Source organism: Candidatus Thiothrix phosphatis (genome assembly GCF_035668035.1).
In the GTDB taxonomy this organism is placed as follows: domain Bacteria; phylum Pseudomonadota; class Gammaproteobacteria; order Thiotrichales; family Thiotrichaceae; genus Thiothrix; species Thiothrix phosphatis.
The window spans coordinates 72796-93280 of record NZ_JAYMYJ010000029.1 but is presented as its reverse complement, the minus strand read 5'-3'; the positions used below and the strand labels follow the sequence as shown (position 1 = coordinate 93280).

The following is a 20485-nucleotide window of genomic DNA, read 5'->3' as shown; positions in this document are numbered from 1 at the left end:
GGGCGGCATGTCCGGCGAACAGACTGGCATGTCAGGCATGGGCGGCATGTCCGGCATGGGCGGTATGTCCGGCGAACAGACTGGCATGTCAGGTATGGGCGGCATGTCTGGCGAGCAAGCCAAGAAAGCTGCTGGCCCTGTCGATGGTGAAAAAATTTACCGTGGCTTGTGCTTTAGCTGCCATGACGCAGGCGTTGCTGGCGCGCCAAAATTGGGCGACAAGGCTGAGTGGGGGCCGCGTATCGCCAAAGGCGGCGATGTACTGCATAAATCAGCCATCGAAGGGCTGAACACCACTCCAGGTAAAGTTATGCCTCCAAAAGGTGGCAACCCTACCTTATCTGATGATGAAGTCAAAGCTGCTGTTGATTTCATGATTGCTAAGAGCAAGTAATTCAGCTCCAGGCTGGAATACAAGAAAAAGCCCCTTTTCGGGGCTTTTTCTTTGTCTACGTACTTTTAGGGAGTCTATCAAAAGAAAAATCTTGTGATTCCAAGATTCAGCAATGACAGTGAAATCAATATCAGAATGAACTTATATTCGATTTCCATCAATATTCTCCTCGTTATTTTTGTTATTGGTTTAGTGAGACCGCATGAGGTTGTTGTGGACTAACAATCACCCTCCCCATCCGTCTTGATTGAGTATAGGGATGGGGAATTAATGTCCGCTTAACATTTGTTCATTTCACTGGTGTCGGAGTGCCTGTGCTGGCCGATGCGTCAGTAGTTTGCGCTTGCGTAGCCATCTGCTTTTGCACTTGGTCAAAACTGGGCGCTTGAAGTGGTGCTGCTCCGAAATATGCTGGTGTTGAGGGATAACCGTAACCTTGTGGTGCTGGAGCATATCCATACGGTGAGCTGTAATAACTTGGATACGCGTATCCATATCCCCACAATCCAGTATTGCCATAAGTGTTGCTATAACCGTACAGATTGTTGTAACCGGAAGCGTAGCCATTTCCATAGCTGTACAGATCGGTTGCGGCATTGCCTCGTCCCGCACCATATGCATCGGAGTCCATGCCAGCCCTGCCGTTGCCTTTGAAAACAAGGTTGAAATCAACCTGGGCATCTGCGTTGCCTTGGCCGCTTGCCCCGCTGTTTATATTGCCTGCGCTTGAGCCATAACCTTGCCCATCGGCGCTAGAATAACCCTCTCCATTGCTGTTACTTTGACCTGAGCCACCGCCATTGTCAAAGCCGTTGAAGAAATCCGCAGACGCAGTTCCCGCTATTATGAGCGTGGAAATAATTAGTCCAATCCTGTCCATCATGTCGTTCTCCTCCTTAACACTCTCATATTTAAAGTTATTCTTATTAAATAGAAGCATCCATGACGTAAATCAAGCGGGTTTGTTGGACGGGAAATTGTTCTGCACGAAAGGAACTGCATGACAGCTTGCCTGTCAATTTGTATAATTGCCAGTCCGATGATTTTGGCATGATTACGGGGGCGACTTGGCTTCGACGTGGATCACAAAGTCTGGGGAGCATGTAGTGGGTGTGATGACCACTTAAACACTAGTCACAAACGATAGTCGCAAACGACGACTCTTACGCTCTCGCTGCTTAATAACCAGTCGATAGCTGTCTGACCGGTGCTGTGCTTGTGCGGCCCGGAATTTCAGGCATCATCCTGACACAAGATCGTGCGGGAGGCTCGCCCAAGGCCAAACCACCAAATAGTATTGGGACAGCCCGTGAGCAGCCTGTCAGTCGGCGGCAAGCGGGTTAAACAAAAGACTCGACTAAACATGTAGTAGCCTTCAGATGGAGGGTTTGCGGACGCGGGTTCAATTCCCGCCGCCTCCACCAATTCACTGTTTCATGCTGTATCATGAAGACTCAAAACCCCTTACAGGCGGCAATCTGTAAGGGGTTTTCTGTTTCATGGTGTATCAGGGGGTACTACCACATATCACAAACTTGGGGGTATTCTTGGGGGTATCGGCAACTTTCAGCAAATGGATACCCCCAAATGAAGCGCACACTCACAGACACCGCAGCAAAGAACGCGAAGCCACAACCAGACGGCAAGCCCAAAAAGTACAGCGACGGGGGCGGGCTGTTCCTGCTGGTGAATGCCACCGGTAAGTATTGGCGCTACAAGTACCGGCTGGACGGGAAGGAGAAAACCCTATCCATTGGCGGATACCCTGAAATCAGCTTGAAGGAAGCACGCACACGGCACGAACAGGCGCGGGAACTGTTGGCGCGTGGTGTTGACCCATCAGGCCACAAGCAAGCCGTGAAAGCAGAACAGGAAGCCATGACAGAGAACAGCTTTGAAGCCGTGGCGCGTGAATGGTTTGTGAAGTTCCGTCCCCAATGGGTAGACAGCCATGCAGACAAGATAATCAGGCGGCTTGAACGTGATGTTTTCCCCTGGATCGGCAAACAGCCAATTGCAGAGATTGAACCGCCCGACATTCTGGAATGCTTGCGCAGGATAGAGGCACGCGGCGCACTGGAAACCGCACACAGGGCAAAGCAGGACATAGGGCAGGTTTTCCGTTATGCCGTGGCAACCGGCAGGGCGAAACGTGACCAAACCGCAGACCTGAAAGGCGCTTTACCACCACCCAAGAAAACCAGCTTTGCAGCCATCACAGACCCGCAGGAAGTCGGGGGACTGTTGCGGGCAATGGATGACTACCATGGAACACTTGCAACCCGTACAGCCTTGCAGCTTTCTGCCTACCTGTTCACCAGACCGGGGGAACTGCGACAGATGGAATGGACAGAGATCAGCTTTGAATCTGCCCGATGGGAAATACCGGGGGAGAAGATGAAAGCGGGCAAACCGCACATTGTACCCTTGCCACGTCAAGCACTGGCACTGCTGGAAGAACTGAAACCGCTTACAGGCCGGGGGCGCTATGTGTTCCATTCATCCACCGATAAGGCCAAACCAATGAGCAACAACACGGTAAGGCAGGCATTACGGCGGCTGGGGTACGATAACGACACCATGACGGCGCACGGCTTCAGGGCGCTGGCGTCAACCCGGCTGTATGAAATGGGCTTTCATTCTGACCTGATAGAGAAGCAATTAGCCCATGCCGTGGGTAATGACGTGCGCAGGGCATACGACCGTAGCCAGCACATAGAACAGCGTACAGCCATGATGCAGCAATGGGCGGATTACCTTGACAGCTTGCGCGATGGTGCGCAGGTGATACCCATCAGGCGGGCAGGGTAACAGGTAGCAGAGCCGGACAGTGATCCGGCTTTTTTGTTTGTACCATTGGGGGAAGTCGCACCAGCAGGAAAATGGGAAAACCTGCCATTGTCGAACACCCAAAACCCCCAAAACATCACCAGACACCGGAAAAACAGGGAAAACGCCCCATTGTCGAACACCCAAAACCCCTAAAACCTACCCGGAGGGGGCGCAACCTATCACATTGGAAAACGGAAACGGCGGCTTGTGGTGGCGCTGGTTGGTTTACTCCAACTTGAGGGGTATTGTGATTGACGATGCAGACGGATAACCCTTGCCAGCTTCAACAAGTGCTTTCCCAAATTCCCCTATGCCACCATAGGCATGGGTGATATTGAGGAAGCCAATCCCAAGCGCTGGAAACAAGGTGTAAACATCAATCTTGTCGAGTCCCTTCTGTGCGCCGTATGTCGTGGCGATAACAACCATTTCAGCAGTTTGTTGGAGCACAACGCCGTCAGCGGTTTCAGATTGGTCTTTGTTGCCAGCAATATGAATTTTGGCGGCTATCCCATCGTCAAGTATTTCAAACCTTGTCTTTCCCTTGATGCCGTCCTTGCCCTGCTTGAACGTATTATCACCTTTTGTAAAGTCGAACCTTGCGCCGTCCATATCCGCCTGAACAAACGTCATTTTTTCTAGTTTTTCCCGCCCCATGAATTCAGCGAAGGTTGGTCTTTGTTTTTCCGCTTGCGCGGCTTCCCATCCATCCCGGAAAGCCTTTGCATCTGCCCCCATTTGATAGCCGCGATGGTACGCATCATCGGCGGCAACGGTTACAGCCATCAGCAAAAGCAGCGGCGCAAGCATCCATTTCATAATAGCCTCCACGTTAAGCTAAGATTTTTTCTATAGAGCCTATCATTCAGGACACAACGCATATGTCCATTTTGGATTAATGAGTTCAAAAACAGAAACTACCCTGTAGGTAGCCGAATTATTTTCCCCAAGAATCACGACCGCCTCTCCCATTGGCGTGTTGCAATTCCAGACTGTTGCGCTTATGTGTTTCTTGCACTCATACCCGGTTAGAGAATCTCCAAGATAAAGTTTACCTTTCATATAGTTGAGGATAACTCCCACCTGCTCTTGGCTTTTCATTACCTTTCCATTTATCCCCTTCGCTTCCTTGGAGTAAATACGCGCGCAAGAAATCGGCCTTTCTTTTGTCCCCTGTTCAACATAGTGCTCTTTCTCCACGGTTGCACACCCGGTAAGCAGTGCACACATAATCGCAATAGCCCATTTCATGATTTCAGCCCCTATGATGTATTGATGCTTCACTATACCGCTTGTCGTGTGCGCAAAAAATGACAGCAATCACTATTTTGGGCTGTTGAGTCCTGTCCTACCCCAGCAGTCCACGCACTGGCGCAACCATGCCGCGCCGGTCAAGTTCCTCCTGGACGATCCGGCGGATTTCATCGGCAGATGTTGGCGGCGCAAACTTCCCCATTCCAAGCTGTATCCAGAACAGCAATTCACCATTCAGGCTCCTGAAGTTTTCCTCTGCTGATTCCTTCAACTCATTGTAGAGCGCAGTCGGTAGTCTGATTTGCGTCTGTGTGAACTCTTTCTCTGCCATATCCCGCTATCCATAAACTGAAATAGTGCATTGTAAGCTGAAAGCTATTGTCACGTACTAATTGTGCTGTTAAAGTCTATTTTGTACTGAAACAATCCACAAGAGACTGAACACATGGAAAAGCGCCAGACGCAAATCAGACTACCGTCAAGCTTGTTTGAGGAAATCAAAAGGCAGGCACGGGAAAGCAACCGATCACTGAATGGGCAGCTTGTAGAGCTTGTTCAACTGGGTTTGAAGGCAGGACGCAAGGAAGAAGCGAAAGCAGGAAGCCACTGAAACCGCCCTGACACCGGAAATTGAGCCTTCCGGCGCAGGACTTCACCCGCTCAACAACAACTTTGGAGAATTGAGCAAATGCAAAGTAAGACTATCACGCCCCCACCGGGCAATGAAATCACCTGCAAGGCCGATATTTACGGCTGTGAAATGCCGGAAAACATGCCGGTATCCATCACCCTGCACCCCGACAATGACGGCAGCGGGCTTTATGTGCGTATCCGCCATGCCGACAGTTCCCCACTGGCAGGGCTTGACCTGACCCACGACCAGGCCGAACGCCTCAAGAATGCGCTGGAATGGGCGCTAGTGAACGCACATGCCAAACGCATCAAGGCCAATATGCCAGGGGGTGAGTAATGAGCAAGAAAGTTACCCTGACCCAGGCGCAATTTGACGCGCTGGTGAATGGGCAGAAACCGAAACCCGTCAAACAGCAGAAGGACAAGCCGCAACCGCAGCAGAAAAGCGGCGGCGGACTGGATGGGTTTTCCATGTTTCTGTTGTTCGTGCTGGCACTGCTGGCGGCGCTGTACTTCATTCCGGGAGGTGGCAAGCCATGAGCAAACAACACCTTCCCTTGTGGCTACAGCACGCTAACGGAGACGCCCCCACACCTACCCCGGCAGAAGTGAAAGAAGACTTCCAACGTGAACGCAAGGCAGCGGATGACGCCCTTACAGGCAAGCCAGACAGTGCCGAAACCAAGGCCATGCACGCGGCGCTGATGCAGCACTACGGCGCTATGACGCTGGACGGCAAACCACCTGCAACCGGCGCACGGCTGGCGGCAGCGTTTGCCCGGATCGACTGGAAGCGGGTTTTCATTGTGGCGGTAATTGTCGTGAACGTGTTCGCCGTCATCTATGGCCTATCCAAGATCGGCGCAGCGTTTGCCATTGGGGGCGCTGTATATGCCGTGGTGACGGGCGGAACAACGGCTTTCTACATGGCTTTCTTTGCCGCGTTTGCCGTGGTCATGGTCAAGCGTTACGACGGCATGGCCATGTTCGCCACCGTCATGACCCTGCTATGTGCATTTGTGATTTAACCGGGGGTGAATCATGGACAACATCAAAAAAACCGAACTGAACCACCTGCAAACCGACTTGCAGGATGAAATGAGCCACAACCGGCAATGCAGGGGCTTGCTGGTGCTGGCCATGATCGTGACCTTAATCAGCTACCTGTTTTTCAGCGGGCATCTGAAATTGGGGAACCCGCTCTATTGGGGCGAATACTTCAACAAAGGCGCTGTGACCATTACGGCATTCTGGTTCATGCTTTTTTCTGTGATCCTGTTGGGCGTGTTTCTGGCGTGGGTAAAGCATTTTGCCTACAGCCATTTCACGACTTACCGGGCAATTGCTGGCGTGATGGTAACGCTGATCGGCTTTGCATTACTGGCTGAAATGTTCGCCGCACTGGAAGACCAGAAAGCCAAGGCGGACATCCAGCTTGAAGGCAATTCAGCGTATCAGGCCACCATCCAGCCCACTGTTGGCGCTATCACTGCCAGCCCTTCCCTATCGGGCGACATTGGCGCGGCAAGCCAGCGTGTAGCGCGATGTGAGGAGAACTTGAAGCGTGGCAAGGAAAAGCACTGCGAAGGCGACAAGGCGAAACTGGCGGCACTGGAAAAGCAGCAGTCAGCAGCCTTGAATGCACAAGTGGCCGCAACAGAAGCAACCGAAAAGCTACGCTTTGACCGCCAGGACAAAATGAAGGCGGATGCACACAATGATTTCATTGTTGGCATTGCCAAGTTTTACGCTGGCATTTTCGGAACTGGTGCTGAAAATGGGTATGTTGCTTATATTCCGTGGGCAAACATCACGTTAATGCTGATTATCGCTATTGCGTTTGAACGCCTTCACGCCTTTTTAATTGAGGCAGGCCGCAACATTAAGGGCAATATCCGGGGGATTGAACAACGCATTGCCCAATTGCAGGAAGGGTCAAACCCGCTTGCAGAGGGTAAACATTTACCACCCAATGGTTCCCCTTTATTCCGCTATCAGGAACCTGTTAAGGATGGCGGGTTTAAACAGACCGGCATAGGGTTTACTGCACCAGTCGGCAATAAGAAGCAAGGGTTTGTTGGCTTTATCCCCCCTGGACATAAAGCGCCAGAACGGGAAACACCACCAGCAGCGGCTAAAACCCTGGAACCTGCAATTAAGGATGATGCGCCTGTTTTATTTGAGGGTGGCGGCAAGCAAACGCCAGAACAACGGGAATGGGTATTGAAGGAATATGCCCGCCGTACCGGGCAGACCTACCGCCAGGAACTTGCAGGCGGCGGCAAGGCATACCGGGATCAGGCTTTGGACGCCCCCGCGCCTGCCCTGCCAGCCAAGCAGAAAGCAGGCGGAACCGGCTTGCAGAATCCGGCTTTGGGTACGGCTGAACAGCACTTCCCGCTACCCATTGAGGAACCGGAAAAACCACGTGTAGAACCACGTGCGGAACTTGCCGAAAAACCACGTGTAGAACCACGTGCACGTGGTCTGCTGGAACCTGATGAAAACCACGTGCACGCGGTTGCAAATGAACCAGTGAAGGCACAAGCAGCGGAAGCTAGGGATGGGGCAGATAGCCTTTACCCTGAATGGGTAGTGGCGGTACGTGCGAAGGAGTGCAGGCCAACAGTGAACCATTCCCGCTTGTGGATTCAGCGGCGCATTGCCCCAACCATGACCGGCAGCAAAACAAACGACCTGAAACGCATCGACGCAATGCGGAAGGGATTCTTTGCCCGTGCGATCCGGGAAGGGCTGATGCAGTTGAACGCCAATTACACCAACGGCGGGAAAAAATACCTTTGGGTAGGCTGATGAATCCGGGGGCGTGAATAGCGCCCCCACCTGAAACAATATCGAGGTAATGACAATGAGTAATGAAGTTCAAACCACTGAAAACCTGAAACCCGTTTATTACTGGCTGGACGGCTATTGGATTTATGACAAGGAAGAAGCCGACCTTATGGACGAAATAAACGCCTTCGGCAGCTTGCACGGAACGGCGCTATTTCCCCAGGACATGCCACCGGAACAGGTTAATAAGGAAATAGCCGCGCTACTGACGGAACAGGGCGCATAATAGGTTTTCCAGCGTCTAGGGTAGGCCACCCGAAAAGCAGAATTCTCTAACTGCCTGACGCTGGATTTTATTTTAGAGGCGACACTATAGAGAGGTGTTGATTATGGATTATCTGAAAGACCTGCTGGAAGAAATGCAGGAAAATCCATTCAAATGGACAAGCGCTTATTCAGCATTGCGTGATTATATCGAGCATAACGACAAAACGGCGCTGATTGATGCAATCAGGAATAAGCCGGAAATCATGGAGTATCAGACTGTCCGTAATTTCATTGCCGACGTAATGGAAGGAAAAAAGATTAAGAAGATCAGGAAGGGCGGGTTTGTTCATAAGTCGAATGCCGAACGCAATGAAAAAATCTTGCAATTGATTGTTGTCTATAAAGCAATGGGTTATCCGGTAAAGCCATCGCCATATCCAGACAAAGAAATGACGTGCTGCAATCTCGCAGGAAGAAAGTTTTTTGTTTCGGCTGATACCGTTGACAAAGAGATTTACCGGAAATGTGACAAAACAGAAAGGGACTATATTGACGATCCGATTAGGCTTCTTAATGTTGCGCAAGGTCGGACACTTGTCCGGCTGAATGGCGGCGTAAAGCCTGACAATATCAGCGACCTGGACAAACTTGAACAGCAGTTTGATGAAATCAAACACGACAAGGACAACACCAGACGGCAGATATTTTATGAAGAACAAACAAAGCTCATGAATGAAATGCTGAAAGGAGAGTAGGGGGGGGCTTTTCTGAAAAAGTCCCCCTTATACAACTGCGACAGTATCAGCCAGCATAGAAGCACTTCAACCCAAATAGGACAAAACACCATGAACGATCTTGAACAAATGCTCACTGATAAAGAAGTTGCTGGCGTGCTGAAACTATCCCGTTCATCCGTCTGGCGTCTGGCGAAGGCTGGGAAACTGCCAAAGCCGGTAAAAGTCGGCATGACTGCCGCACGGTGGAAGAAATCAGAATTGCAAGCGTGGATGGAGCAGGCAGCATGAACCATTACATTGATTTTTCCAGCCCAAACACGCGCCAAAACCTGCCCAAAGCAAGCACCTACGGTTTAAGCGGCAATCACGGCGAATTGACCGGGCGGGCATACCGGCGGGCGCTGCGATCTTGCGAACAGGCCATTGCCACACAAGAGCGTCTCAAAGCCCGCAAACGCAAAGCCCTGAAATGAAAATGCCCGATGTGCTACCAACACGACCGGGCAAAGGAATCATGAAAATGAATGATACCAGTCTACAAAACGACATGCTGCAAAACATCGGTTATTGCTTTGATAACCTCAAAACAGATGGGCGCTGGCACGATGGGGGAGACGCCCCCAACCGTGGCAAATGCCGTTACATCGTCATTCAGCACGTCAAGGGCTACATAGTCCGCTACAAAGACCACCGCCAGGGTGAGGAATACCATACCTGGAAATCATGGGGCAGCGACACAAGCCGCCTTTCCCCCGAAGAATACGCCCGCAGGAAAGCCGAAATTGACCGGCAGAACGCTGAACGCGAACAGGCTGATGCAATGCGCAGGGCGCAACGTATCGCCCAACAGCGGGATAGGTGGGCAACCTCACAGCCTGCCAACCCGGAACACCCGTATTTGCTCAGAAAGCAGGTAGGGGCATTCGGTATCCGGCAAAGCGGGCAAACCCTGCTTATCCCCATCCGTGACCTATCCGGGCAACTGCAAGCCCTGCAATACATCTACCCACACAAGGTAGAGACGGCAGACGGCGGCAAAACGGACAAGATCATTCTGGGCAGCAAGCGCGGCAACTTCCACCACATCGGCAAGCCGTCAACCCCAACGGATACCGTTTACATCTGTGAGGGCTACGCTACCGGCGCAACCCTGCACCAGCTTACCGGGCAGTGTGTCGTTATCGCGTTTGATGCTGGCAACCTGGAACCCGTAGGGCGGGCGATCCGTGGGCGCTACCCTGAAGCTGAATTGATCTTTGCTGCTGACAATGACGAAGGCGTGAAGGCGGGCACTATCGAAAACCCCGGCGTCCACTACGCCAGACAAGCCGCGATTGCCTGCAATGGCTACCTGCTGACCCCAAACACCACCCACAAGGCCGATTTTAACGACCTGTTCACCAAAGAGGCCGCATGACATGACTGTTCCAGCGAAAATTTTACAGATGGCAACCCTTGAACAACCAACCGCACCGGAACCGAAAAACGACATTCGGGATTTGCCGGATGATGACGCCATGCCAGTGCAGGCATTCGACCCCGATTTACTGCCTGATTCAGTGCGCGGCTTTGTCGTGGACACTGCCGACCGTATGCAATGCCCCATAGATTTTCTCGCAGTAACGGCAATGGTAGGGGCGGGGGCGCTTGTCGGGCGCAAGGTACTGATGAAACCCAAGCAGTTGGATAACTGGACAATAGCGCCCAACCTTTGGGGGGCGAATATCGGCAGGCCATCCGCCATGAAATCGCCAGCGATCAACGCAGCCTTGCAGCCATTGCGCAACTTTGAACAGGAACAGCAGGCAGACCACCGGGAAATAATCAAGGAAATCGAGGTACAAAAAGCCTTGATGCAAGCTGGCGCAGACGACCGGAAAAAGCGGATGAAAGAAGCCGCCAAAACCAAAAATATGGAACTGGCGCGTGAAATTATGGCAGAGGAATCAGTACAGGAAGCGCCCACACTACCGCGATTGATAGTCAACAATGCCACTATTGAAAAATTAGGCGAACTGCTGGCGCAATCCAATAACGGCCTGTTGCTGGAACGTGATGAACTGGCGGGCTGGCTGGCAAATCTGAACAGCAAGGATGGCGGGGAAGACCGGGCGTTTTATTTGGAGCTTTACGACCGGCTAACCCCTTACACGTTTGACCGGATAATGAGGGGAACAACCATGATTGACCATCCTATCTTGTCCATTGTTGGCGGTATCCAGCCTTCAAAAATCGCGGGCGTGGTGCGTGGGGCGGTATCGGGCGAAATGGATGATGGGCTTATCCAGCGGTTTCAGTTGATGGTATGGCCGGACAATGAGGAAAGTTTTTCCTACCGTGACAGAGCGCCAGAACCGAGGGCATACGCGGCTTACATGGGCATGATGCGCAGATTGTCAGAACTGCCAATACCAGAGGGGAAAGCGCCAGCGTGGAATTTTACCGACCGGGCGCAAGCTGCCTTTGTGGAGTGGTACACCGCCACCATGCAGCGGGCAAGATCGGGAGAAATTGGCAGCGCAATTGAAAGCCACCTTATCAAATCCCCAAAGGCGATAGCAGGGCTTGCCCTGTTGCTGGAACTGCTGGATGGTGGAACCAGCGGAACAGCGGGCGAAACCGCAACCCTTCGGGCGCTGGCGTGGGCTGAATACCTGGAAAGCCATGCACGGCGCGTTTATTCGGCAGGTACGGCAAGCGCAACGGCGGCAGCTAAAACCATACTGCACAACAAAGCCAAACTATCCGAAGTGTTCACGGCGCGGGAAGTCTGGAAAAAGGGCTGGAAGGGGGTAACGCAGGACATTACGGAAGATGCACTAGACCTGCTGATAGATTGCGGTTACTTGATGGCATCCACCACCGATACCGGCGCAAGCGGCAGACCCACCACCCGGTTTACCTGGAGGGCTTGACCGTGGGCAAGTGGCTGGATGCACTCAAACAAAAGCGGGCTGATGGTTTTGGGGGTTTTGGGGGTGCTACAACAGAGCACTTTCCCGAAAAAAAGCCCGATTCGGCAGGTTTTGGGGGTTTTGGGTGTTCGACAATGGGGCATTTTCCCAAAATAGCAGGCGATGAATTCAGGCGGCAAGGGCTGAAAGTTCTGGAAGCGGCGGCGGCTGGCTTGCCTATCCCATTGGATGATCTGGCGGTTATCTTCGCTGATGACCTGGAAGACTTCGGGGCGGGGGCGGTATCCATGGCAGGTATCCGGCAGGCTTGCGAGTTCTACGCCAGGGGCAGGGCGCAACCCCAACGGGATGAAATACCGGCGGGCATGGTGCGCTGTACTGACTGCCAGCAGGATCAGTGCAAACACAAACGGGTTACACCTTGGGGCAGTGTCGAGCGCCAGAGTTCACCGCAATGGCGATGGTGCAGCGACTACACCGCAAGGGTTTACGACATGGCAGATTACAGGCAAGTGAAATGAGTAAGATGAAACTGGACATTGTGAGGCGCAAGGGCGAAGCGGATAGCATGGCTTTGGCAAGATCAGAACTTGACCCGCTTGCCGGGAATGCCGGATTGGTCAGGACATTTTCACATGCTGGCGGCGATGACATCACGGCATTGCACCAGGCCATCGCCAAAAGTGCGGAAGCCGTATGCAGTGGGGAATTGTCGGAGCCGGAAGCAATGCTCATGGCGCAAGCCCACAGCCTGAATACCCTGTTCACCGCCTTGGCACAGCGGGCAGCAGCCAATATGGGCGAATACATGCAGGCGACAGAAACTTATTTACGGATGGCGCTCAAGGCACAAAGCCAGTGCAGGGCGACACTTGAAACGCTGGCGGAAATCAAGAACCCGCGATCCGTCACCATTACCCGGCAAGCCAACATTGCAGGCCAGCAGGTTGTGAACAACGGCAACATGGTTACAGGCGGCAATTCCTCGCACGCGGGAAGAAAACAGAATCCTGAAAACGAACTATTGGGGGACGTACACAATGAACGGCTGGACACCGGAACGGCGCAAACGGCAGGCGGAACTTATCAGGACGTGGAAACCGTGGGAACAATCAACGGGGGCGCGGACGGAGGAAGGAAAAGCCAGAAGCGCCCGCAATAGCTTCAAGCATGGGTTATTCACCGCCCATGAAATGGCCTTGCGCCAAGAACTGGCAGACTTGATACGGGAAGCCAGACGATTCACCCAGGAAGTACAGACCGGACAGTGATCCGGCTTTTTTTGCGTCTGATTTGTTCGCTGTTTGTTCGTTATTTGGGGGCATGGCTGTATCGACAATATGAGGATGCCCCCAGAAATACCCCCAATGTCATGAATTAGGGTTAACCCCAGTATGTCGGTTTTCCTGCTTTCAGATCGGCAGTCAAACGGGGCAGAAACAGGGGTGAGATTTGTAATTGGGGGTATTATTGGGGGTATAGTGAAAAACATTTGGTGTTAATATCTTTTTATAACAGTAATTTACATAAAAAGTTCAATAGTCGCCGCCCCACCAAATAAAGCCTTATAATTCACTGAGTTATAAGGCTTTTCTTTTACCTGCATTGTCTGTAATTGTCATAAATGGCCAGTGTAATGACAACATTATGACAGCATCAAGCCTCACGAAACGCCAGCGTAACCGCGTTGTTCGCCCCGCGCCCGGTGCTGTGATAAACAACGTCGCCTTGCAGCCTGCACATCATCGCAAGCAGAAGCTTTTCCCTGCTGCTGCCTTCCGGGAATGAAACAACGTAGAACAGTTGCCCGGTGCTGGCGACTTCCAGCATTTCAAGCAACATACGGTCTGTTGCGTCAAGTGCTGGGAATGTCCATGTAAATTCCCTGATACGCTTTTGACCGTTTTCCGGGATACCGGAACCTGCCGAGGTAGTAAGCAGTTTCGCCCGCTCAAAAAACCGGAAACTGAGCGCCCGTGAATCAAAACCTCTAGCCAGTTGCAGGGCATTATCAAGAATCATGTGCTGGATATTGATCAGGCCACCGACTGGAACCCCGGTAATGGTGATGGTGAACGAGAAGCATGTGACAGCGGGAAAGTACACCCATAAATCAGAGGCATCCCCAATTGAAGTTCCATCACCCCGATTACTCTGCATTGCACCGCTATTGTAAAGCAGTGTTCCGGTCTGATTCTGGCCTGAGTACAGTTTGACGGTAATCTGCCGGTAATAGCCAAGATCATGACCAACCAGCGCCAGCAGGCTGCATGTAATGGCACTAGGGGATGTGCCTTTGATTTCCACTGTGGTTGCTGTGGTTGTAATCCGCGCTGGCCTTCCTCTCCATGGATTTTTCAGGTTGTCCAATGGGAGCGTGCTGGTGATGTTACCTCCGACCACTGATAGGGAAAAAAGGCCAACACTGTTGGTTCCGGCGATTACCGGGCAATTGCTCATGTCATCACCTCAATTGTGGTTATTGTTGCATTGCGCTGGGTCATGCTGATGATGTTCGCGCCGTTGAAAGGCAGGTCGTCATGCCCGGTGAAGTCCACCCGCTGCCCGATCTGTAACAGCCCACCAATGGAATGAATATCCATGCGCCATATTTCACGCTGTAGCGTCCTGCGCTCCCATAACCTTCCAAGTTCTCGGCCAGCGTCTGAGTAGTTATATAGGGCGGTGCTTCTGTGGTCTGGCTGGTTTACGCGTCCTGCCGTGGCGTCAAGCGATGTAACGATTTCACTGGCCGCGTACTGCCCGCCGTTAGGCTGTGCGATACCGGCAAGGCTGCCGATGTCCTGAACCGTCCAGCAAGGCTTATACCCAACAGAGACGACCGACGCAGGCGTTACCGTTTCTACATGCTCAATACTGCCGTCTATGGTGTCATCCATGCCGATTGTTATCGTGGCCGCAGTGTCAAGATAAGCCATTTTCACTGCGTTGGCGGTAAAGATCAGGTGACAGTTTACCGACCTTGCCAGCACTTCAAGCACATCCAGATAGGTTTCATCGCCGGTTATGTACTGACCAATTACTGAGTTCTGCCGCGCAACGCTTGCGCCAGCAAATCCTCCCCACGTTACCGCAGCCTGATTGCACAGCCAGCTTGCCGCCGATGCCACTGTCTGTGTCGTTGTATTCGTCACATCGGCGGTTACTTCACGATCAGGGCTTAAATTCAGGGTAAAAGTTCCTGCTGTTGCTGCCTGCGTTGCGTTTCCTGTGATGTCAACGCCGCCATTACGCACAGTAAGCAGGTTGTAACCGTTTCCAGCCGCCTCGAATTGAAGCGTTGAGGCGTTAATCAGGCGAGGCGAGACATTGAAACACTTACCAATGCAGACGTTTTTACCCGCAAGCGTACCAGCCCTAATCGGCATATCCAGTAAATGCGCAATACTGCGAAACTGGAATTTCCATACGTCACGCATAGGACGGGCATCGTTGATAACGCCAGAGAACAAATTAACAAATGCCGAGAAAGGCCATCGTGTATCGCCGCCATAGATGTCAATAAAGAAATCTTTGAAAGTGTAGCCGTGCCATGTTTCATCAGCCGGATTGACTGCCGAGAATGCACCTCCTGCAACGACATCATCAATCCGAACTTCCCAGGTTGGCAGATCAATTATCCAGTCATCAAACGGTGTTGAGCCGTTTATTCCACCTACAAAAGGTCGGTCAGCCAGTGTTATGGCATGGCCTGATGAATCGTACATGGACAAGCACAGCACCCGGTATGCCGCATTTGATGGGTCTGAAATCCATGCTTGGTATTCGGAAGCGGTTGATGGAGTCGCCATTTACACACGCCCACGCATTGCAGTTTTTCTCTCATTATCCCTGCGCTGCGTTGTGATTTCGGCGATCTGCGCATCCCTCTGTTTCTCTGCAATTGACGAATACTGCGCAACTTGCACACGCAATGCCTGAACTTCAGTTGCCAGTTTTTGATTATCCGCCCGCAGGCCGCGCAGCTCTTCAAGTATCCCGTCCCGTTCAGTCCCAGTGTTCTGAATACGGGAAAGCGACTGCATGGCGGCAACAATATTGTTGCGGACACTGCCGGACTGAGTTGGGGTCATGATGATTTCCCCCTTGTGTACTGTTGCTTGCTGATCATGAGTGATGTAGTCACTGCCGGTGCCGTAGCTTTCCCACTGTTGGGCAAGCCACGGTGCCAGGAATTGCAGATTTTTCCTCAGTTCGTCGGCGGTCATGCCAAGCGCTTTCGCAAGCCCTGGAACGTCCTTTATGTCAGCGATCTTGTTTACGCTCTGTCCTGCCGACTTAACCGCGTTGAATAGCGCAGCCTGAGTCTGGAACCTGACGCCAGTTGTTGCGGTGCTGGCTACTGCCGTTGTAGAGCCGGTTGCGATCTGTGTTGCAATACTACTGCCAGTCGCTTTCCCTGCTGTCTCTGCAACAGGCTTTCCGTTGATAGCAGCCTCTACACTGGAAAGAGAAATCCCCAGTTCGTTTGCAAGGGCATCAATGTCTTCGCCAGTCGCAAGTGACAACTGGGCAAGCTTGTCCTTGATCTCGGAGGCAATATTCTGTTTTCTTTCGTACTCGGCCTGTTGCTCAAGCAGTTCAATTTGACGTTCAAGATTGCGGGAAACAAGGCTCTGAATATCTGCCGGTACAATCGGTTTGCTGGCGTTTCCTAGTTGCGCTTGCAGCCGTTCAGCCTCAGCAGTGGCTTGATTGAAAATTTCCTGATACTGGTTGCTGTTTCCGTAGTAGCTCTGCGCCTGCTGCAAGTAGGCTTGCAGAGAGCCTTGATACTTGCCAGCCGCTTCATTATCCCCGGCCTGAGCCTGGCGCAACGTGTCAGCATACTGCTGTGCAGCTTCTTCCAGTAGTTGCACTGGTGTATTGGTCGACAAGTTGGACAGTTTCAGGCTATCAAGATAGTCGCCAATACCACCAGCAAGCGCCTGCATTGCCTCGTAATTGGAAAGGTCTTGCTGGTAACGCTCCTGCGCTGCCGCCTGTAGCTCTGCAATCCTGTCGTTTTCAGTCTGAAGCAGGTCTTTCAGGCTGTTGATCTGGCTGGTGTAATCAAGTCCAAACAGGTCACTGTTCAGGCTTGCTATCTCATTCCGCAACCCGCTGGCAAGAGCAGCAGTTTGTTTGTCGGCCAGCTCCCTGACCGCAAGCAGCTCAGATTCTGACGCGCCAAGCTTTTGCCCTTCTGCGGTAAGCTTTTCAAAGTTTCGCTGGATATTGCGTAACGCCACCTCGGTCGGGTTACTGTCAAATTCGTCTAGCTGGTCTTGGATACCTTGCAAAAAGTCAAGTTTGTCTTGCAGGTCGCTTACATCATTGGCTGCCGCAACTGCCGACTTTCCGAGTTCTGTGTTTGCAAATTGAAGCGCTTCAAGTGTCTTTAGTTCATCAGCAAGCTGCATTGCCTGTATTGCCGCCGAGCGATTGGCGGCTGTCGACTGGTCAAGTCCCTCAATGTAGGCGCGAAGCGATGACAGGCTATAGACTTGTGCGTTGTTTGCCGCATTAAAGGCGTTGACTGCTTCACGCGCCTTTTCAATGGCGATAAGCTTTTGCTCTGCTTCAGAGTAAACCGCATCGTAATACGTGGCGCTGATACTGGTGAGTGATTGCAGACCGCCAGCGGCCTCAACCAACCCAGCAGCGGCTTGCAGTGCTGCATCCTCGGTATTGCCGATCTGCAACCCCATATCACGCAATGCCGGTACTGCTTGCTCCTGTATCGTAATCAGCGCGTCGATCTGGCTGATGATGCCGTCGGCGTCCTGGCTGTAGTCGATAAGCCCACGCATTGCGATGGACAAACCGGATGTGATGATCGTCAGGCGTTCCTTGAATAGGCCGTCGAAATCCAACCCTGTTTTTTGGTAGCTCTGTAACTCATTCCTGATGCGCTGCACTTCTGATTCAGGCATGAACTTAGCCAGTGCGTCGTCAATCGCTGCCATTTTCTTGACGAATGCCTCAAGCTGATTTTCCCCCTGCTCGCCAAGATCGTGCGTTCCGTGAGCTTGAAAACCGAACGTACCGAGCGCAGATGATGCATAGAGCGTTTTCCCTCTATCCGTGAATGCGTATCCGTCGGTTGGATTTCCACCAGTGAAATAAGCCCTGGCGGAATCGTCATCCTTGAAAAGCGATCCAGCAAAGTGACCGGCAAGTGCGCCGATTGCAGCGCCAACAGGCCCGGTAACGCTCAATGCTGCTGCAAAGTAATTACCAGCGGCACCACCGATAGTTGCGCCGATCTGCTGAGACTCGTTTCCGCCAAGCAATCCAGATAAATATCCAGCGGCACCGCCCGCCACGCTTGCGCCCTGCAATCCACCTGCCTGCATAGTGCTGTACATGCTTGAAAACTGCTGCTGCAAGCCAGTCCAAGGGTTATTTCCTGTTTTGATGTCATCAAAAACGCCATTGACGGCTGGATTGATCACTAGGTCAGAGAACGACTTTTCAAAGTAATCTTTCAGGGAGTCGAATGATTTGAAGCCAGATTCCGCCGCATCAACAAAGGCGTTAACCAGTGCATCATTGAGTTCCTCGGCAAGCTTGCGTTGTTTCTCAATTTCATCTGTGAGCTTGGATGATGCAGCGGCCTGCCGTGCAAATTCGGCAGTAACACCTTCCTGTAATACTTCCCATTCCGCGTATTCGTCTTTTGTAAGTTCAGCTTTCTTGCGCTGCTTTTCGAGTTCCGCCGTGATCTTTGCTTGGATGACTGCCTGCTTTTCAGTGGCAAGCTCTGCAATGTCGCTGGCAGTCATGCCTGACTCTTTCAGGTCGGCCTTGTACTGCTCCAATGGATTCAACTTGACCGCATTTGACTCTTGTGTGAGCTTCTTTCTGGCATCAAGTAGGGTATTGGAGTAATGGAGCGCCCCCGCTTCATCCTGCATTGCCTGAGTGAAATTCTTGGCTTCCAGCGTTGATCGGTAATATTCTTCCCCAGTCTGTGTCAGTTCCTTGTTTTTCAGTTGCAGGTTTTGCAGTTCATCCGCGTAAGCTTTTGCAAGCTTGTCCGTCTGCTTTTCAAGTTCAGATTTTGCAGCTTTCGCAGCCTTCGCGCCGCTGGCTCCTCCATTGAGCGCCTTGTTCACTGCGTCCTGATTGACGTGGAATTTTTTCGCCGCATCGCCTGATGTTTTTAGGCCATTGGCAAGCCCGCCCAACTCCTGGTTTTCTTCCCTGATCTGTGCATTGATGGCTCGTTGTGCTTCTTTTTGAGTAATGAATTTGCCAGCAGCTTCAATTGCCGCCTGCCCGGTGTCGCGGGCTTCAATAGCAAGCTGCCGGTGCATTGCAGCAGACTGCTGCGCTGCTTCTCCTGACGCTTTCAGATTGGCAATTGCACCATCAAACGCATCCGCAACAGCGCCGCCAGCATTGCGGGCTGAATCTGCCATTCCTGCCAGTTTGCCAGCTACGGATGCGGCTCCGTTAGCCATTGCGTCAAATCCAGGTACATCAGACATTGCGGAAAATGTAGCTGCTGCGGATTGCGCGAATGTCGCCAGCTTGTCAATCAGGAATGCAACTGCCGCACTGCCTGCGCTCGCCATCCCGACAAACCCAGCTTTTGCATACTGCAAGAGTGCGGCGAACGCAAAATTTGAAGCTGCCCTGAAGTCTTCCCACATTGCAGAGCTTGAATGCAAGTACATTTCAGAATACGCAACAGCAGTGTCATATCCAGCCTTTGCGTACACAGGCATGTATGTAAACGCCATGCGCGTAACATCAAGCGCCTGCATGGCATATTGCCCGACATACCCGAAGTATATTTCACTGAATTCGGCAATCGCTGCCAGTTCTTCACCTGCGTCCTGCGCCCCATACGCCCATGATGCGGCAACATCATCCATTGTTTGAGCCGCAATATCAGGCAAATCCTGCATGAGCAACGCAGACTGATCAATTGCATCAGCGAATGAATCACCGAACGCATTAATCAGCATCGCCCCGGCTGTCCCGGCTTGATGTGACAGGCCATCTAGGCTCGTGCCAATTTCGGCCATTTTGGCGTTTGCTTCGTCAAGAATGGCTTTCTGTTCGTCGGTGATGATGACAAGATTGGTGCTTGCCCGTTCCTTGATTGCATCCAGCTTTGCCGCCCCATCTTCAAGCAGTGGCAACAGTCGACTGGCATCATCAGCAAGTGATTCCAGCAGGAATGTTTTCTCTGCTGTAGACATGTCCTTTGTCTTTTCCATCGCGTCAGCAATGGCAAGCAAAGCCTGATCCGGCGACATTGCGATCAGGTCATTGATGTTGAGTTTTAGGCGTTTGATCAGGTCAACGGCTTCGCCTCCGCCAGTGCTTGCAAAGTCACCTAGCTTGTCGTTTACGTCTTTGAAGATGTCGGACATCTTGTCTGCTTCAATCCCAACAGACTGTCCTGCGATTTGCCACGTTTGCAGCGCATCGCGGGTTATGTTCATGGATTGAGAGAGTATGTTTAGCTCTCTGTTCAGTTCAAGCAGGCTTGTTGTTGCTTCTACAGCGCCTAATGCCGTCCCGGCTGATGCGGCGGCGGCGGCAAATTGTTTAAGCGCTGTTTTTCCTGAATCAAGCCCTCTTTGTAGCTCATCGCTTTCAAGCAAGAGCTTAAGTTTTATTATTAGGTTTGAGCCTGACAT

22 protein-coding genes and 1 other RNA gene are annotated in these 20485 nt (G+C 52.0%); 16 read left to right on the top strand and 7 right to left on the bottom strand.

The genetic code is table 11. From position 1 onward, the window contains the following. The coding region (locus tag VSS37_RS03555; protein ID WP_324693282.1) for a c-type cytochrome at positions 1 to 394 on the top strand (394 nt) is incomplete at its 5' end. A gap of 289 nt (positions 395 to 683) precedes the next feature. Here VSS37_RS03555 and VSS37_RS03550 read toward each other — a convergent pair. Next, positions 684 to 1277, bottom strand: a complete 594-nt coding sequence (locus VSS37_RS03550) for a hypothetical protein (RefSeq protein ID WP_324693281.1) — start codon at positions 1275 to 1277, stop codon at positions 684 to 686. Positions 1278 to 1452: 175 nt separating this feature from the next. On the opposite strand from VSS37_RS03550, the gene ssrA reads away from it, so the two are divergent. Both ssrA and VSS37_RS03540 read left to right on the top strand, forming a co-directional pair. After that, positions 1453 to 1818: a transfer-messenger RNA gene (ssrA, locus tag VSS37_RS03545) on the top strand. Positions 1819 to 1981: 163 nt separating this feature from the next. Further along, entirely contained in the window at positions 1982 to 3205 is a 1224-nt protein-coding gene (locus VSS37_RS03540) for a tyrosine-type recombinase/integrase (protein WP_324693280.1), read from the top strand. A 246-nt stretch (positions 3206 to 3451) separates the two neighbouring features. Here VSS37_RS03540 and VSS37_RS03535 read toward each other — a convergent pair whose 3' ends face one another. From VSS37_RS03535 to VSS37_RS03525, 3 genes are all read right to left on the bottom strand, one after another. Next, on the bottom strand, positions 3452 to 4045 hold the full coding sequence (locus VSS37_RS03535; RefSeq protein ID WP_324693279.1) for a hypothetical protein: 594 nt from the start codon (positions 4043 to 4045) through the stop codon (positions 3452 to 3454). A gap of 42 nt (positions 4046 to 4087) precedes the next feature. After that, on the bottom strand, positions 4088 to 4477 hold the full coding sequence (locus tag VSS37_RS03530) for a hypothetical protein (RefSeq protein ID WP_324693278.1): 390 nt from the start codon (positions 4475 to 4477) through the stop codon (positions 4088 to 4090). Between the two features lie 97 nt (positions 4478 to 4574). After that, positions 4575 to 4811, bottom strand: a complete 237-nt coding sequence (locus VSS37_RS03525; RefSeq protein ID WP_324693277.1) for an Arc family DNA-binding protein — start codon at positions 4809 to 4811, stop codon at positions 4575 to 4577. Positions 4812 to 4925: 114 nt separating this feature from the next. Here VSS37_RS03525 and VSS37_RS03520 point away from each other — a divergent pair, with 114 nt between their 5' ends. The 13 genes from VSS37_RS03520 (at position 4926) to VSS37_RS03460 (ending at position 12987) form a co-directional block, all read left to right on the top strand. After that, positions 4926 to 5090 (top strand): Arc family DNA-binding protein, encoded by a 165-nt coding sequence (locus tag VSS37_RS03520; RefSeq protein ID WP_324693276.1) that lies wholly within the window; start codon positions 4926 to 4928, stop codon positions 5088 to 5090. Positions 5091 to 5168: 78 nt separating this feature from the next. Beyond that, on the top strand, positions 5169 to 5450 hold the full coding sequence (locus tag VSS37_RS03515) for a hypothetical protein (protein WP_324693275.1): 282 nt from the start codon (positions 5169 to 5171) through the stop codon (positions 5448 to 5450). Continuing rightward, the gene (locus VSS37_RS03510; RefSeq protein ID WP_324693274.1) at positions 5450 to 5653 is read left to right on the top strand and encodes a hypothetical protein; all 204 of its coding nucleotides are present in this window, start codon (positions 5450 to 5452) and stop codon (positions 5651 to 5653) included. The genes VSS37_RS03515 and VSS37_RS03510 overlap by 1 nt, the downstream gene beginning before the upstream one ends. Beyond that, the gene (locus VSS37_RS03505) at positions 5650 to 6141 is read left to right on the top strand and encodes a hypothetical protein (RefSeq protein ID WP_324693273.1); all 492 of its coding nucleotides are present in this window, start codon (positions 5650 to 5652) and stop codon (positions 6139 to 6141) included. The genes VSS37_RS03510 and VSS37_RS03505 overlap by 4 nt, the downstream gene beginning before the upstream one ends. A 13-nt stretch (positions 6142 to 6154) precedes the next feature. Beyond that, positions 6155 to 7927, top strand: a complete 1773-nt coding sequence (locus VSS37_RS03500; RefSeq protein WP_324693271.1) for a hypothetical protein — start codon at positions 6155 to 6157, stop codon at positions 7925 to 7927. Positions 7928 to 7982: 55 nt separating this feature from the next. After that, positions 7983 to 8192 carry a hypothetical protein gene (locus tag VSS37_RS03495; RefSeq protein ID WP_324693270.1) on the top strand — a complete coding sequence of 70 codons (210 nt, stop codon included), beginning with the start codon at positions 7983 to 7985 and terminating at the stop codon, positions 8190 to 8192. A 103-nt stretch (positions 8193 to 8295) separates the two neighbouring features. Next, on the top strand, positions 8296 to 8928 hold the full coding sequence (locus VSS37_RS03490) for a hypothetical protein (protein WP_324693269.1): 633 nt from the start codon (positions 8296 to 8298) through the stop codon (positions 8926 to 8928). Positions 8929 to 9018: 90 nt separating this feature from the next. After that, on the top strand, positions 9019 to 9198 hold the full coding sequence (locus VSS37_RS03485; RefSeq protein ID WP_324693268.1) for a helix-turn-helix transcriptional regulator: 180 nt from the start codon (positions 9019 to 9021) through the stop codon (positions 9196 to 9198). Beyond that, positions 9195 to 9383, top strand: a complete 189-nt coding sequence (locus VSS37_RS03480; protein WP_324693267.1) for a hypothetical protein — start codon at positions 9195 to 9197, stop codon at positions 9381 to 9383. Before VSS37_RS03485 ends, VSS37_RS03480 begins: the two co-directional genes overlap by 4 nt. Positions 9384 to 9430: 47 nt before the next feature. Next, on the top strand, positions 9431 to 10327 hold the full coding sequence (locus tag VSS37_RS03475; protein WP_324693266.1) for a toprim domain-containing protein: 897 nt from the start codon (positions 9431 to 9433) through the stop codon (positions 10325 to 10327). A 1-nt stretch (position 10328) separates the two neighbouring features. Beyond that, positions 10329 to 11825 carry a YfjI family protein gene (locus VSS37_RS03470; RefSeq protein ID WP_324693265.1) on the top strand — a complete coding sequence of 499 codons (1497 nt, stop codon included), beginning with the start codon at positions 10329 to 10331 and terminating at the stop codon, positions 11823 to 11825. A gap of 134 nt (positions 11826 to 11959) precedes the next feature. Continuing rightward, positions 11960 to 12346 carry a hypothetical protein gene (locus VSS37_RS03465; protein WP_324693263.1) on the top strand — a complete coding sequence of 129 codons (387 nt, stop codon included), beginning with the start codon at positions 11960 to 11962 and terminating at the stop codon, positions 12344 to 12346. Continuing rightward, positions 12343 to 12987, top strand: coding sequence for a hypothetical protein (locus VSS37_RS03460; protein WP_324693262.1), 645 nt, complete (start codon positions 12343 to 12345; stop codon positions 12985 to 12987). Before VSS37_RS03465 ends, VSS37_RS03460 begins: the two co-directional genes overlap by 4 nt. Before the next feature lie 494 nt (positions 12988 to 13481). Here the strand turns inward: VSS37_RS03460 and VSS37_RS03455 are convergent, their stop codons facing one another. The 3 genes from VSS37_RS03455 to VSS37_RS03445 are packed head-to-tail and all read right to left on the bottom strand — an operon-like array spanning position 13482 to position 20485. Next, a complete protein-coding gene (locus VSS37_RS03455; RefSeq protein WP_324693261.1) occupies positions 13482 to 14285 on the bottom strand; it encodes a hypothetical protein in 804 nt (267 codons plus the stop codon). Beyond that, positions 14282 to 15637: a hypothetical protein gene (locus VSS37_RS03450; protein ID WP_324693260.1), complete on the bottom strand. Its 1356-nt coding sequence runs from the start codon at positions 15635 to 15637 to the stop codon at positions 14282 to 14284. Before VSS37_RS03450 ends, VSS37_RS03455 begins: the two co-directional genes overlap by 4 nt. Next, positions 15638 to 20485: a hypothetical protein gene (locus tag VSS37_RS03445; RefSeq protein ID WP_324693259.1), complete on the bottom strand. Its 4848-nt coding sequence runs from the start codon at positions 20483 to 20485 to the stop codon at positions 15638 to 15640.